The organism is Micromonospora hortensis, assembly GCF_022230935.1.
In the GTDB taxonomy this organism is placed as follows: Bacteria; Actinomycetota; Actinomycetes; order Mycobacteriales; family Micromonosporaceae; genus Micromonospora; species Micromonospora hortensis.
This window is the reverse complement of sequence record NZ_JAKKFE010000023.1, coordinates 261,005-276,538: the sequence shown is the minus strand read 5'-3', so window position 1 is coordinate 276,538 and position 15,534 is coordinate 261,005. Positions and strand designations below refer to the sequence as shown.

9 protein-coding genes are annotated in these 15,534 nt (G+C 68.6%); 4 read left to right on the top strand and 5 right to left on the bottom strand.

Annotated features, from left to right (window positions below):
- Positions 1-746: 746 nt before the first annotated feature.
- The 3 genes from NIE111_RS17435 to NIE111_RS17425 form a co-directional block, all read right to left on the bottom strand.
- Entirely contained in the window at positions 747-1,685 is a 939-nt protein-coding gene (locus NIE111_RS17435) for a replication-relaxation family protein (RefSeq protein ID WP_238685396.1), read from the bottom strand.
- Positions 1,686-2,301: 616 nt separating this feature from the next.
- Positions 2,302-3,270, bottom strand: coding sequence for a replication-relaxation family protein (locus tag NIE111_RS17430; RefSeq protein ID WP_238685395.1), 969 nt, complete (start codon positions 3,268-3,270; stop codon positions 2,302-2,304).
- Between the two features lie 416 nt (positions 3,271-3,686).
- The gene (locus tag NIE111_RS17425) at positions 3,687-4,553 is read right to left on the bottom strand and encodes a hypothetical protein (protein ID WP_238685394.1); all 867 of its coding nucleotides are present in this window, start codon (positions 4,551-4,553) and stop codon (positions 3,687-3,689) included.
- 2,014 nt (positions 4,554-6,567) lie between these two features.
- Here NIE111_RS17425 and NIE111_RS17420 point away from each other — a divergent pair.
- Together NIE111_RS17420 and NIE111_RS17415 are read left to right on the top strand one after the other, a co-directional pair.
- The gene (locus NIE111_RS17420; RefSeq protein WP_238685393.1) at positions 6,568-6,876 is read left to right on the top strand and encodes a helix-turn-helix domain-containing protein; all 309 of its coding nucleotides are present in this window, start codon (positions 6,568-6,570) and stop codon (positions 6,874-6,876) included.
- 88 nt (positions 6,877-6,964) lie between these two features.
- Complete coding sequence (locus NIE111_RS17415; RefSeq protein WP_238685392.1) at positions 6,965-8,443, top strand: tyrosine-type recombinase/integrase; 1,479 nt, start codon at positions 6,965-6,967, stop codon at positions 8,441-8,443.
- A 269-nt stretch (positions 8,444-8,712) separates the two neighbouring features.
- On the opposite strand, the gene NIE111_RS17410 is transcribed toward NIE111_RS17415, so the two are convergent.
- Together NIE111_RS17410 and NIE111_RS17405 are read right to left on the bottom strand one after the other, a co-directional pair.
- A complete protein-coding gene (locus tag NIE111_RS17410) occupies positions 8,713-9,408 on the bottom strand; it encodes a hypothetical protein (RefSeq protein WP_238685391.1) in 696 nt (231 codons plus the stop codon).
- Positions 9,405-9,905, bottom strand: coding sequence for a hypothetical protein (locus tag NIE111_RS17405; protein WP_238685390.1), 501 nt, complete (start codon positions 9,903-9,905; stop codon positions 9,405-9,407). Before NIE111_RS17405 ends, NIE111_RS17410 begins: the two co-directional genes overlap by 4 nt.
- Positions 9,906-10,451: 546 nt before the next feature.
- Here NIE111_RS17405 and NIE111_RS17400 point away from each other — a divergent pair.
- Positions 10,452-11,216 (top strand): SMODS-associated NUDIX domain-containing protein, encoded by a 765-nt coding sequence (locus NIE111_RS17400; RefSeq protein WP_238685389.1) that lies wholly within the window; start codon positions 10,452-10,454, stop codon positions 11,214-11,216.
- A gap of 36 nt (positions 11,217-11,252) precedes the next feature.
- Positions 11,253-15,470 (top strand): AAA family ATPase, encoded by a 4,218-nt coding sequence (locus NIE111_RS17395; protein ID WP_238685388.1) that lies wholly within the window; start codon positions 11,253-11,255, stop codon positions 15,468-15,470.
- The last annotated feature ends 64 nt before the right edge of the window (positions 15,471-15,534 follow it).

Below are 15,534 nucleotides of genomic sequence, written 5' to 3'. Positions count from 1 at the left end.
TGGCTGCTGACCGTGCTGGCCGGGCGAAGTTCATGGCTCGGCGGGCGGTGCGGGCGGCAGCGCACATGCCGCGCTGGCCGGCGCACTGCAGGTTGCGGCAGTCGCCGTGGTTGTCGGGTTGGTGGGCGGCGGTGACGTCGAGGGCGAGCCGCCACAGGAGCGGGTCGGTCACGTCGTTAGGGATCACGGCGAGCAGGCTGAGGCGTTCACGAGGCATGACGGAGTCCTTTCGTCGACGGTCACGTCGTCCGGCACGGACTACCGGACGGACGGTGGACACGATCGACGCTCACCTTTGCCCAAAGATCAAGTCGTCCGGTCTCTTCGGCTTTCCGACTGGCGGCGCGAAGGTTGTTGTGACCGGTCATCTACAACTGTCACTTTTCGGCGATAGTTGGCACTGCGGCTGATCCGCCGCTCCGGGCGGTGGTAGGAATTCGCTGAAGATTGATCGCCGAATTCCGCCGGCCGGAGTCGGCGGCGGGTCGCGTGAAGACGTTCGCCACTCACAGCAACTCACAGCGGCATGCCGCCGGTGTGAGTGCGGGCGCGGGCGCTGTCGCCGGACAGCGTGGCTGACAGACTCTGACAGCTTCCCGATCGGGGCGCAGTCCGCTTCCGGTCGCCTCGGTTCGCGCCCGTAGGGCGGGTGACGGTTACCGGCCTGGCGAGCTGGCGGGTGGGGGCGGTTCGGCGGCGTTTGCGGCCTGCAGGCCGCCACATGCCGCCGTGTGTTGCGCTCCCCCTCATTGGGCGGCCGGCTCGTCCGAGGTGGGCTGATGGTGGGTGGGGTATTGGTCGTCGTGGTGGGTGTCGGTGTAGGGCAGGTCGATGAGGCGGCGACGGCCGGGACGGCCGGGGAGTTGCCAGATCTGGTGGGCGGGGCTGGCGGCGAGGGCGGTGCGTAGTTCGGCGGTGGTGGTGGCGATGACCGCCTTCGGGTCGGTGCCGGCGATCCGGTGGTGCAGGTTCGCCTCGCGTCGTGCGGAGGGTAGGTGCAACAGCACCGGCCATGCCCAGGTGCTCAGCATGTACAGCCGCTCGTATTTGATGATTTTGTCAATGAGGACCTGCAGGTTCTCACCGCTGGTGTCGTACTCGAGGAAGAACGGCACGGACCTTCCGTCCTCGGTCCATATTCCGGCGCCGTCGGGACGGGGGAGGCCGGTCGCTCCGGCGAGGATGATGTTCGGGTTGGCGCCTTCGCGGTAGAGGGTGCCGGGTTCGTGGTAGGCCGACGCGGGCTGCCAGCGGACGAGGTCGCTGTCGGGGTGGGTGCGGGCGTGGGCGGCGAGGTCGATGAAGACCTGGTTGCCGCCGAGCAGGTGCGGCAGGTCCGGTCGGTTGGTCAGGGAGTGTTTGCGGCGGCGGGCCTGGTCCCGGCGGCTTCGTGGGAGTCCGCGTTGGGCGTGGACGTGGTCGTAGCCGAGTTGGTCCAGGACGTAGTGGTAGGGGTGCGAGCCGCCGTCTGCTTTGTTGGGTCGGAACCGGTCGACCGCTCGCAGGGCGGTGAGGCGGCGTAGGCGGCGTTGGGTGAAGTCCAGGGATGGGAACAGGGCGGCGGCGATCTGGTCGGTGGTGAGCACGCCGTGGTCGTAGAGCCAGCCCAGGAGCCGGTCGTCGCGGGCGGTGATGCTGGCCTGCAGGCGCAGCAGCGGGTCCGCGGCGGGTAGGTGTTTACCCATGGGCACAAGCCCTGGGGGAGAGACCCGAGACTGGAGGGTCTGTCTGGAGCGTTCCCAGACTCCTGACAGCGGGGCTGACCTGGGGTGTGAGCGGCCGCGCGGGGTCAGGTTGGGGGTCAGGATCAAGACGGACGGTAGAACGGAGATCGGCACTGACCGCTGAAGCGCCGGGCACAACGGGTTCGGCCAGACGGTGCGGCGAGGGTGGGTGTGAGTCGGGCCGGTGACGCTGGTGAGGTTCGCGATGCGGGGTGATCATCGTTGGTGCTCCAAGGTCAGAGGTGCGAGTGGGTGTGAGGTTGGTGCGCCCCGCGCGGACGCAGCGGGCGGAAACAACCGGAGGTCAGCAGTCGCTGTGCGGAAGCCTGATTGGATATGCCAACCTGTCTGGTCTCGCGCGTGTGACGAACTTCCGGTGACAGTCGCCTGTCGATCGAAGTTGGTCACAGCGGCTGCGACCTGCGGTGCGAGAGCCGTCGGCGTTGCCGTTCGGGTCCGAAGCGAACGGCAACCTCCGATTGGCCCCCTGACAGTGGCCGGTGGGCGCTTCGTTGGTCGCCCCGGTCTGCTCCTCGACCGGCGCGGGTGGGCCGGTCGAGGAGCAGCGGTCGGTTGGTCAGGGGCGCGGCGGGTAGTGGTACTCGCCGTCGGCGACGGATTCTTCGTAGGGGCGTTCGGGGTCGTAGATGGGGTGTGGGGCTCGGGGCCGTACCTCCTTGAAGGTCACGGTGTCGGGCGGCCACTGATCGGGGGTGTGGGGAAGGTCGGTCAGGGCGAGGCGGTGTGTCTCGCCGATCGGCTGCCAGACCGGGTCGGCCGGGTGGCCGTGCTCGGGGTTGCTGGTGACGACGGTGAGGTGCCGCGTGTTGCGGCGCTCGAGGTAGCGGCGTAGTTCCTGCTCGCGCTGCGGGTCGGCGGCGTGGAACAGCAGGTTCGCCAGGCCGGTTTGTTCGGCCAGGTGCCGGTAGGCGTGGACGTGGTCGGCGAGGTCGGCGGGACGGATTTCGCCGGGGTCGGGCTGGTACCAGAACGCGTGGCGGTTGCGGTCGTGGATGTACTCGCCGTGCCAGGCGGCATGTCGCGCTGCGGTGACGTGTCGGCAGGTGCGCGGTGACCACCAGGTGCGTAGGTCACTTCCGGGTTCGGTGAGCGCGTGGGTGGCCAGGTCGACGAAGAAGTCGTTGGCCTGCAGCAGGCCGGGCAGCTCCGCGTGTTCGCGGAGCCGGTCGCGGGCCCGGTACACCTGCGCCGGTGTGACATCGCGGTCTTCGCCGAGTGGGGTGAGTTGGGCGCCGATCGGGCCGAGGCACCACGAGGTGTCGGCGGTGGCTGCGGTGCCGGTGTTCCAGAGGCGGTCGATCCAGCCGCGGCGGGCGAGGATCGTCAGACGTCGGGTTGCCGACGTCGTGGTGGTGGCGAAGCCGAGTGCGGTGAGCTGCGCGGTGGTCAGGACGCGGTGCTCGGCGAGCATCTCGACGGCCCACCAGTCGGGCAGGCGCATGCGGCCGCTCTCGGCCAGGAGCAGCTCCGCCGGGATCGGTCGGGTGGACGGGACAGTGAACTGGGGATGGTAGGTGGTCGACATGACCGGTACCTCCAAGGTGGTGCCACTCCCGGATTGGGGGTGGCAGGGGCGGATGAATGCCTGTGTGACCGCGTCGGTGCGGCACACCTCGGGCGGATCACGCCACCGAGGTCGTGCGTCGCAGTGGGTGACAGGGCGGTGCCAGATCGCCGATTCCGTGTCCGGACGGCAGCCCGGGCACGGAACCGGCTGGTCCGCGCGGCCGGATCACCGGCCGCCCATGCGGTACGGCGAGAATCCGAGCACGGCTTCTGGCGCCGTCATTAACAAACCGCCGCTTGTGTGCTCTGGCGAACGCCTGCCCCACTCACAGCCACTCACAGCCACTCACAACGAGGGGTTTTCTCAGTTGAGGTGATCCGTCCCAGGAGCTCTCACCGGGGGAAGTGACGGCGCCGCGAGAAGAGGGAGCCGACCTACGCGACTGCCGTCGACGTGGCGGCAGTGGTGGAGGGGCGACGGCGGCTGGCGGCGCGCAGACTGGCCCGGCGTTCGGCTTGCGCCGCCAACGCCTCGGCGGCCTGCGGGGACGCCGCGCCGGTCAGCATGCCGCTGGCGAGGGCTTCGGCGAGGCGGGTGTCGATGCGACCCAACCGCATGCGCAGGGCGTCGGTGCTGATGCCCATCCGGGCCGCGATCGGATCCATGGCCCGCCGTCCCAGTCGCACATCGATGTAGGGCTGCTCGTCGTCGGCGTCGAGGATCCCCAGGCGCACCGCGCGGCGTACCAGCACGTCCGGATGCCCGTAGGGCACCTGCGGGGTCCGCGGTCCCGTGACGCGCTCCACGTCCTCGACCACGATGAACTCGCTGGCCTGCTGGCGCAAGGCGTGGCCGGCGCGCCACCCGGCCCTGCACAACGACGCGTACGGCGCCCGGCGGGCCACGTCCACGTGGTCACGCAGCGCCGCCAAGAAACCCGCGAGGATCTCCGCGCCGATGTCGTCGGGGTCACCGCGGTAGCCGTCAGACAAGCGCCTCGCGTAGCGGCGCAGCGCCGGCATCGCCATGCCGACCGCGGCGATGACCCACTGCGGCCCGTCCAGGCGGGCACGACGGATCAACTCCCGCCACACCGCGTCGCGGACCGTGTAGGCGCGCGGGTTCGCCAGCAGCCAGTCCCGCAGAGCCGGCAGCGCCACGACACCCCTTGGCAGGCCGTCATCCGGACCGAACATGTCGAGGTCGAGGGACAGGGGCGCCGGGTCGCTGGTCAGTGCCGCGAACGCGACGTCGACGGCGTCCAGGGGTGCGGCGGGCCAGATCGTGTCGGACACACTCATGATCAGTACTCCTCGGTCAGAGACCATCGAGGGGTCGCCGTCTTTTCGGCGACGCTGGGATGCCGATTACGCCACGACCCACTCACAACCGCTCACAGCGCAGGTCAGGCCCGCTCTTGCCCCCAGCGGACCGCCGTAGCGCCCCACCCGAACTCCGGGCGTCAGTCCGGCGCCTAGCGGGCGACGCGGACGGGCCGCGGTACGGCTGAGCAGGGCTGTGAGCCACCGACGCACGCCAAACGCGGCACCCCGACGGCTCAGCGACGAGGCCGCGATCGTCGGGCCGCCCCCACCGCTCACAGTCACTCACAGCGACTCACAGGCGCTCACAGCCGCTGACACAGCCCGTCCGGTCTGGCGCTGAGCTGGCGATCGCGCCAGCGTCCCCTCGTACGAGGGTTCTGAGCAGGGCTGTGAGAGCAGAGGGCCGCGCGAGGAGTGCCCCACAAGAGATCTCCGGGGCCTTACACCCTCTCACTCACAGCGACTCACAGCCGCTCACAAGACTCACAACGACTCACAGCGGCGTGGCATCCGCCGCCGGCACGCCCGAAACGCCGGCGACGACGCCGGTGGTGGTGGCGCGCATCCTGACCACGTCCCCCGGGCCGGGGCATCGTGCCTTGCGCTCCCCGTGTCGGTCGCCGGTGGAAGCACCCAGTGATGAGAAACCCTCCGTACCGGCCGCTTTGCCCGGCAGCGCGCGAACCGGTGTCAACGAGGACGATCGATGGACATCTTGTCCGCGCAGGCAGCGGCGACCGCGTCCGAGAGGACAGGAACGTCGGCAGGGGCGCTGTGTCACCTTGTCCGGACATGCGATCGGCGGCGGTCACATGACGTCGAGAGATGTCGACCGCTTCCGTGCGTGCGGCCATGGCCTCGAGGTGGGCAGAAGGTGTCCTCCGCGTAGGGCCGAGTGTCCGCGGCGACACGCATGTCATCGATGCTCGTCGTTGACAAAGTGTCCGGCGCGGTCGCTGAGCAGGGCCGTGACAGTTCAGTCACGCGCGTGTTCCTGACTTGGGTGACACTGGCGCCGATCGGCGATAGTCCCTCCCGTGGTGGCGGTGGTCAAACCGGCATGACATCCCTGCGCCGCATGGACGGGCGGGTCAACCGCACGCAGGCCGTGTCCGCGCCTGTCGGGTAAGGACATGTCCGCGGACACCATGTCATGGACCTACATGAGTGCCTGACCGGTCGTCGCCGCCGCGGCGTGTGACACGTTGGCACCGCTGCCGAGCAGTCGGCGGTCACGCTGTCGCAGCACTCGTGAACCGTCACACCACCCACCGTGTCATCGACTTCTGCCACTGTCGGGGTGGTTGGCGCCGAGGCGGTGGCGCATCCGCGTCAGATCGGCGCTGGCCGCCCAGCTCAGCGAAGCTGCTCCGGGTGGGGTGCGCTGAGCTGGGCGGAGCAGTTCGATTGAGAAGGCCAACTCGCATGATTCTCAGTCGATCTGCCCCGCAGCCACGTTCCGCGGCGAGTCGCTCGGTCTGGCCGCGGCCGCGAGTGGGACCTCATCGCGAACCTCTTCCTCAGCATCGTCCCTGGTAGGGCCGGTTCACGCTCTCCCCAGAACGGTAAGAACGCGGCGAGCGGGTCAGCAGACCGAGGGCGCTCGGAGCAGAAATATTGAGAACGGAGCAGATTGCCTGAGAACGGACATCGACCGCATGACTATGTGAGTCGCTGTGAGCGGTTGTGAGTTCGGCAGGCGTTCGCCAGAGCACACAAACACGGGTTTGAGGGTGTCAGAGCCCGATCCGCCCGGCGCAGAGTCGGCTTCGACTTGAGCGAGCTCCACGTCGCACCACCACGACCCCCGCCCGCCTCGTACCGGCTCGGTCCGTTCCCTGACCGGCCACCGGCGTCCGGGCGCTACCTGACGCCGCCAGCACCGAGGGGCCCGATCGTCGCCATCGGGTCGACGCCACGTCGGCCTGCCGCCTCACCCCCACCATCCCGGCGACACCGTCGCCTTCTCCCACTGCGAAGGACCATCGCGATGAGCACCCCTGAACCTCACCTCGAGCACGCACAGCCCGTCCGCACCGTCGAGGACCTCCCACTTGGCACATGGACTACCGAGCGGATCCGCGCCCTGGGCATGGTCACCGACCTGAGCACCGCGGCCCGGATCTTCGGGCTGTCCCGTTCCGTCGCCTACGACCTGGCCAAGCGCGGCGAGTTCCCGGTCGCCGTGCTGCGCTTCGGCAGCCGCTACCGGGTGCCGGTCGCCGCCATCCTCCACGCCCTGCACCTGCCCGACGGCGACGACAGCCATCAGCCACCCCATCGCCGGGGGACGACTTGATCGTCGGCGGAAGGCACGCGTGGATCACCCCGTACGCAATCCGCAGCCACCGGCTGCCGAACACCCCACCCGAGGGAGACAACTGATCATGGCGGAAGGATCCGTCTTCAAACGCTGCGCGTGCCGCGACGGCAACCGGCGCAAACTCGGCAACCACTGCCCGCAGCTGCGCCGGCCCAGCGGAGCGTGGAACCCCACCCACGGCCGGTGGGCCTACCAACTCGAACTGCCCACCCACCCCGGCCAGGCGCGCCGGCAGCTACGCCGCAGCACCTTCGACACCCGCGACGCCGCCACCGGTGACCGCGACCACGCCAAAGCCCTACTCGCCCTCGCTGCTGACGACCCGGCAGTCGCCGCCGAGATCGCCGACATGCTCCTCGCCGTCACCGCCGGCGCACCCCTGCCGGACCGCGACACCATCGCCCGTCGGGTCCGTGCCGGACTGCCCGCCACCGTCACGACCACCGTCGGCGAATACCTGCACTCATGGCTGGCATCCCGCCGCAGCCTCAGCAGCGTCCAACCCAACACCCTGCTGGCCTACGAGTCGCACATCCGCGTCCACCTGGTCCCGTACCTCGGCGCCATCGCCCTGGTGAAACTACGGGTGGAGCACGTCGAGGCCATGTTCGCCGCCATCGCCGACCGCAGCACCGCCATCGAGATCGCCCGCCAGAGCGACGACCCCACCATCCGCGCCAGCGTCCGCGGCCTGCGCACCACCAAACCGGCCAGCATGCACCGCATCCGCGCCACCCTACGCAAGGCACTCAACGACGCCATCCGCCGCGGCAACAACCGGCTCATCGACTTCAACCCCGCCGCCCACATCGAACTGCCCTCCGGAGTACGCCCCAAAGCCCGAATATGGACCACCAAAGCCGTACAACGGTGGCGCGACACCGGCGAGCGGCCCAGCCCCGTCATGGTGTGGACCCCGCAGCAGGCCGGCGCGTTCCTCGACCACGCCGAAGAGCACGACAGCGCCCTCTACCCGCTGTTCGCGCTCATCCTGCATCGCGGACTGCGCCGCGGCGAGGCTGTCGGACTTCCCGACACCGCCGTCGACCTTGACAACTCCCTGATCAGCGTCACCCAACAGATCGCCACCCACGGCTACACGCCCGTGATCAAGAAGGTCAAGTCCGAGTCCGGCAACCGGATCATGGCCATCGCCAGCATCACCGGTGTCGTCCTGCGCGCCCACCACGCCCGGCGCGCCCAGTGGAAGCTCGCCGCCGGCCACACCTGGCCCGACACCGGACTGTTCTTCGTTCAACCCGACGGGCAGCCCTGGCACCCCTACGCCGTCACCGACCGCTTCGAGGTCCTCGTCCGCGACGCCGACCTACCCCCGATCCGGCTACACGACCTACGGCACTGCGCCGCCACCTACCTCAAAGCCGCCGGCGCCGACCTCAAAGACATCCAGGAACTCCTTGGCCACTCCTCCGCAGCCATGACCGACGTCTACACCTCGGTCATCGCCGAACTCGACGTCGAACGCGCCAAAGCCGAAGCCGCCGCCGAACTACTCCCCCGCCGACGCAAGCGCGCCGCATAGACAGACAAGGCACCCGCCAGGCGGGGACGGCAGCCCAAGCTGCCGCCTCCGCAGTCGAGCCCGACGCCGTCCGCTGCGACGCTGCCCGCCGTTTCCGCGAGTAGCGGACGGAGCTCAAGCCGTCCGCCACTCCAGCGGCCACGGCGCGTCAGGCCTAGCCCAGATGGTGCGCTGCGGATAACCGCCGCCCCACGAAGAGGGGCCTTTCAGGCAGAACCCCGGAGGAGGCCGCACAGGCCGACCGGCTGCTGTGATCATGCGGTCGGCGATCAGGTGCGGTGATCGAAATCGAAGCCGGCCACCCACTTCTTGAGAGCATCACGGATATGTGTGCGGACGTACGTCTGGAACCGGGTTCCCGGCATCGCGCCGAACTCGAACGGTAGATGGCCAGCCGTCTGGCTCAGGCACTTGTTGGCGGACGGGGAGAACGAGTTGGTCGCGAACAGGCTCGCCATCGTCCGCGGGAAGTAGGCCCGCACACCGACATACTTCAGTGCCTCGTCTCGTGGAACGCCGAGCGGGTAGTACTTGCCCTCGATCGTCAGCACACAGCCGGACGCCTTTGGCAGTTGTGTCTTATCCCGGCATACGCGCGCCGCTTTCGTATCGACGAGCAGAATGTCCGATTCTGCGTCGAATTTCTTGGCCTGCACCTGCACCCTCACCCGGAGATGGACCTCGACCGGGCGAGCGTCTCCGAAGTACAGCACCGCGTGGGTGAACGGTCGTCGCCGAGCGTGAATGAAGCCGGGGGCGCCTCGGAAGACGAGCTCCGACACTTCCTTCTCGTAGCAGTCTTCGTAGGTGACCCGGGCACCGCACTCGGCCGCCGTAGCGATCACCTGGGCGAACAGGTAACCCTCGTAGATGCGATCCGCCTCATCGGATCGGGTGAACGGTGTCGTCACACCCTGCATCGCGTCAGCCAGCTCAGTGAGCAAGTCGCCGATGGGATCCGTCATCCCGGGACCACCGCCGCCCGGAGGGCGATCAGGGTGCCGACAACACGCTGCCGGCCCTGCGTATCGGCTTCCAGGTCGGGCTGCCAGAGGATGACCGCTTCTTCGTTGTCCTCGTCGAGTGCCGTGATGATCTGCTCAGGCACCGCGACTCGACCCTGGAACCCGTCGGTGAGCACGCGCACCGTCTCCGTGCGGAGGCTCGGCAGATCGCGGTAGATCGCGAGCATTGCATCCAGCAAGAGCAGAACCCGCTCTGTATCCGTGTACGGCCGCCACCGAATTTCGGGCTCAATCCGGCTGCGTTCGTCCGGCCGTATGCCATACCCGAAAAGACGGCCGCCGCGCCGCTGACCGTGGCTGCTGCTGCCTTCCGTCACCGACTCGGCGGCGCCCTCAGCAACGGCGGCATCCACCGCCTCCACCACCCAGGTCAATCCATGATCGGCACACAGTCGCCTGAGAGTCAGGTCTACCCGCGCCAACTCTGACGCCTCCATCGCTGGGGCCTTCCCACATCTCGGCATTGTCCAGGGCATCCAGCCCAGTCCAACCAAACACCATAGTGGTCAGTCTGGCCATCGGCTGCCCGCGATTTGCGCGCAATCGGGTCAGCCAGAGGAGTGAAGATCGACGGCGATTCTTGCCGGTGGCTGCGCATTGCCGCCGGATCGCAGCGCATGCCCGGCTCGGCACCTCCTCCTCGGGAGAGCCCTCCGCCCACAGAGCAAGGACTTCCTCAACGAGGCCCTCATCTGTAAAAGATCAACGCCACGTGCGGCAAACCCCGCCGCGATCCGCCATGCCATAGCCCACGCCGCTACATCGTCGAACGCCTGACTGAAGGTGGGAAGGAAGGCATCGACCGCGTCAACCACCGGATCGATCCGCTGCCGATCGACCCCGCGGTTCTCCAGCCATATTCATCGCCGCCGGCCGGCGTGGCTGGGCGAGCTCGAATGGGCAAGCGGCGGAGGTTGACGGGAGCCGGCATCACCCGCAGCATCAAGGTCGCATCACTGTGTAGTCGCGAGCGGGAGGGCCTCATGCTCATCAACATCGTGGCCGGCCTGATCACGGCCGCCTTGCTCGCGACCGCCGGCTTGGTCCTGCGCCACCGCACGCACCTCGGACTACTGCGGACCACTCTGACGTCCGGGCGGCTGCGCGTGTCGGTTGCGGCGCTGCTGCGCGTCAAGGACGACGACGGTTATGTCCTGATCCACCACCCGTTCCGGCCGGGCGTGTACGGGCCGCCTGGCGGCGTGGTCAAGTACACCGACGAGGCGCGCGGAGCCCTAGACGCAGTGGGGTTCGTCGAGCAGCGCCCGGCCGGCCGCGAGCTGACAATGAGACGCGACTTGCGTGGATTTGTCCCAGCCCGGCATGGCATCGGATTCCTGCGCTGGTACGACCGCTGCACCGGCCGCGAGTCCGGTCCCGAATGTCTGCGGCGGGAGTTGTGCGAGGAGCTGTCCGAGGCCGGGCACCCGGAACTCGCGCCGCTGGCCGGCAAGCTTCGTTTCGAGCTGATCAGGTCGGTCGTCGACGGGCCGCGGCCCACGCCGGGCAAGCAGCACCGCACGATGCGGTCCTTCGAGGTGTACGACCCGGTCCTCGACTCGCCCGAAGCCGTCGAGCTGCGGCGCCGCATGCTGGAGTTGGCGCACGACGCGGCGGAGACCGAGATCGTGCTCGCCCGGGTCGCCGATATCGAGGACGGTCGCCGCGAGCAGTTCCTGATCAGTCCGCAGTCGGCGTTCCTCCTGGGCACACGCCGGATCCATGAAGACCTGCCCGCCCTGCGCTGACCCTGCGGCCGACATTTTGGGAGGAGGCGGCATCGGATGGCGCCGACGGTTGATCCGCTCGCCGCGTTCCTGGGTACGGAGGTGGCGGTGGCCTTGCGGCGCTGGGCCAGAGCCGGTGGGGGCATCGTCGAGCTGCCGGACCACAAATGGAGCGCGTCGGGTTTTACCGGTGCCGTGGTGACCGCAATTCTCTTCAAGGCTCGGCACATCGGCGGTGGCTGGCGCTCGCGTAAGCAGATCATCAAGGTGATTCCGGCAGGCAAGGAGTGGGAGACGGGCCTGCACGAGCTGGCCTGGGAGCAGAACAATGAGTTCGCCGAGCGTTATCTGGTTCGTCAGTTGGGCCGGCCCTGTGAGGTGGGCGACGGACGCTACATCATGTTCCAGGACATCGCGGGCGACCTGCTGGACTATCGCCCGATCGACAAGCTATCTCCCGAGATACAGGAGGCAGGCTGCGCGGCCGTAGCGCGGCTTGTCCTGACGGAGTGGAACGGCGACCGGTGGCCGGACCGAGTATTGCTCGACCGGGACGCCGTCGACAACTATCTGCGCCACGAACTGCGGGAGCCGATCGAGCAGATTGAGCGCTGGGCGGACGAGCGCGGCCTGGTGCGGCCCGGGGACGACCATGTCGGCGTTGACCGGCTGCCCAATCCCGTCGCGATGGTTCGATCCGGACTATCCGTACGGCATGTTGTGATCCAGTACGTGTACGGCCTGAGCCACGGCGACCTGCACCGAGGCAACATCCTCGTCCCTGATGCCTTGCCGCTGGAGACTGACCAGATCAGGGTCGTCGACTTGGCGGCGTTCGACCCGGCCGCTTCGCTGACCCGCGATCTTGTCGCGCTATGCCTCTCGGCCGCTGCGGCCGAGCTCGGCGTCACGCCTGAGGCGTCGGTATCGGAGGATCTGGTCCGTCTGCTCCTGGCCGGCACCGGCGAAACGTCTGGACCGGAGAAGACGGGCAAGACCCTCAAGGCAGTCCTACGGGCGGCCGAACAACCCGCGCCCTTCCGAGTCGAATGGCGGGCGCAGTATCTGCTTTCGTTGCTCGCCGGCGCGTTGGCGCACACCACCTACCGGAACCACAGCGATGCCGTGCAGCGCTGGTTCTTCCATGTCGCGACCAGGGCCGCGGCGGAGTTCCTACGGTTCGCGGAAGAAAGGGACATGATCCCGGCAGAGCCGGAGACAGACGAGAAGCCGGAGCAGGTGACCGTGTCCCTGGTGTCGGCTGCGGCTGATCGTGCCGCCGCCTACGATCTGCAGCACCGGCTGGTCGACGTCGCCAAAGCGAGGGCACTGAACTGGACGATTCACGTTCTGTGGCACCGGGATGAGGCCGGCGAGTCGCACCGCAGTGGTCTGAGTCGTCCGGACGTTGTGGTGGTCCTGCTCTCCGAGCGCAGCGTCATAGACCCCGGCTGCAAGCGCGAGATCAGGGCAGCCTTGACCGGCGCCATCGATCTGATCGGTCTCCGGACCGATGCGATCGAGGTACCGCACGAAGACCTGCGCGGGGCGCCGGTGCTCGACTGCGGAGACGAGGGCTTTGCCGATCTCGTTGGCCGCATCACCGAGATCTCGATGCAGGGACGAGTGGGCCGGGTGCTCGAGGAGAAGCTGTCCCGGACCGAGGCGGAGGAGCAACGGGCGGACGGCGCGCAGCGGCGAAGGCTCGCGATTCACAACCGTGAGCAGCGGGTGCGGCTGGAGGACGAACTTCGCCGCCGGGGCGCCGCCGGCCGCCGTCGTGACGTGACCGGGCCCGCAGACCTCACCGAGGAGACCGTCTCGGACGACCGCGTCCGGCTGGTCAACCAGGCGCCATTCGTCCCGGCGGCCGAGTTCCACGATCGGGTGTCCGAGAAGCACCGGGTAGAGGAGGCAATAGCCGACGCCTCGACCCGGGTGGTCGTGGTTCACGGGGCCGCCGGCGTAGGCAAGACGGCGTTCGCGGCGGAGCTCCGGCGCCGGCTCGCCGCGCGGGAGGCGGAGGCCGAGGCGGATGCCGTCATCTACCTCTCGGCCGACGGATACCGTCCCATCAACGTGGCTACCGTGCTCGCCGACCTGGCTCGGGCACTCCCGGAGAGTTCGGGCCGGGCACGGCTCGAGGAGCGTCTGAACGACCCGGTCGAGTGGCGCGAGAAGCTGACCGATGTGCTGGCAGCACTTCGGAACACCACGGTCGTGGTGATCCTCGATGCCGTGGAACACCTGCTCGACGACGGTGCCTTCCGAGACCGGGAGCTGGGCGCGCTGGTCATGGAGCTGGCCGGTCGCCCTGGGCACCCGACGACGCTGGTCCTGACGGTCGCGGGCGGTCCGCCGCAGCAGCTCCGCCGCGACCTACCAGCCAATGTCCGATTCGTCCCGATGAACCCACTGCCATTCGACGACGCCATTGCCCTGCTAATCGCGCTCGACCGCGGGGCGGCGCTCGCGCTGTACCGGATGGACCCGGGCGACCGGCAGCGTGCGTACACGCTGAGTCAGGGAAATCCGCGTATCCTCGAGTTGTTGGTCGGCGTGCTGCGGCAGGATCCGGCCACACCGGTGCCCCGCCTTCTCGACGAACTGGAGCGGGTGCCTCTGCCGGATGTCGAGGCGATGCTCCTTGAGGCGACCTTCAGCAACCTCGACCGCACGCAGCAGCGGGTCGTGCAGGCGCTCGCGGTCTACGGGCGGCCGGTCCCGCCGGAGGCGATCGACTTTCTGCTGGCAGCCCTGGTGCCAGGGGTCGACAGCGCCCCGATCCTCCGGGGCCTGCACGAACGGCGCGTCGCCCACCACGACCACGGGCACTACTTCCTGCCGCCCGCGGAGAGCGACCGAGTCGTCCGCGGCTTGGAACGTGGCGATCTCGACGACCACTGCCGGGTGCCTCTGCCCTTCACCCGCTTTGCGATGTGGCATCACGCGGCGAGGTACTTCGAGGAACGCCGGGTGGCCCGGGTCCGAAGTCTGCTTGATCTGCGGCCCGCATTCAGCGAGATTGATCTTCGCATCCGGGCCTGGGACTGCCGTCGCGCGTACCAGATCATGAACGCAATCGAGGACTACCACCTGCGCCACTGGGGACAGAGCAACGCACTGCTTGAATGGCGACGTGCGGTCCGAGGCCGCATCGGGGACGACACCGAGGAAGCGAACAACCGCCGCCGCATAGTCGCGGCGCTGCAACAGCAGGAACGCATCGACGACGCCCTCGTCGAACTGGCGGAGGCCCGCCAGAAATGCTCCTGGTTTGGCGCGCCCAAGGCCCGGCTCATGCTCGACATCCAGCTGGCGACCGTGCGCTTCGAAGCCGGCGAGTTCAGCCACGCCGCGCGACTCTTTCGCCGGCAGGTTTGGCAATGCCGCATTCTCGGCAGAAGACGCGAGCTGGTGATCGTCCGCGCCGACCTGGCACTCTGCCTGGCTCGGGCTGGCCACCACGCCCAAGCGCTGCGCGCCTTCAGCACGGCGCTCGCGAACGCTCGCGCGCTGCTGGACACCGTGGAGCGCGAACGGATCCTCCCGTTGCTTCTCATCGACTATGCCTGGGCCCTCGGGCAGATCGGTGAGCCGCGATCGGCGTTGGCCCTGTTGCAGGAAGGTGCCGCCGTCGCGTCCGGAGCGGCTACCGAGGACGAGGTCGCCCTAGGGCTGTGCTTCAACGGCGAGGCTGCCGTTCACATCGACTCGGATGCGGCCGGCGAGGCCGTCGAGCCGGCCCGGCGTGCCGCCGAACTGGGAGTGCGTACCCGGGATCCGCGTCTGATCCGACAGGCCAACCTCAACCTGGGCTTGGCGTACCTGCGTCTCAGTGGCCGGGACGACGAGGCGCTCGCCGCCGCCGAGGTCAGCGCGAGGCTGGACAGCGGGGATCGTGCGGTTGGGGCGAACGGCCTGCTCGGGATTGCCGCGTTCCGCCAGCGGATGCGAGACCGGGCGCGGCTGGCATTCCTCACCTCGCGGGACGGGGCCAACCAGCGCATCGGCCGGGAACCCCGCGACTATCTCGCGTGGGAGGCCAAAGGACTGGCCTCCTTCGGCCTCGCTTTGATCGAGGAGTCACAGCGGCGCAGGCGCCTCGCCGAGGCTGGGGAAGCCTTCGAGCAGGCCCGGCAGATCACCCCGGCGCTGGGCGCCGTCAATCGCAGCGCTGTCCTGCTCGGCGCCTTCGGCGAGCGGGCCGATGACGATTTGGTCGCCGCAATGACAGCGGTGGCCCGGGGGTCCGCGTCCCCCTTCTCTTACTAGATCTTGACCACCGACCGTACCGACACGTTGCTTACGGTCCCGTCGGCCCAGCGGACCTGGAGTC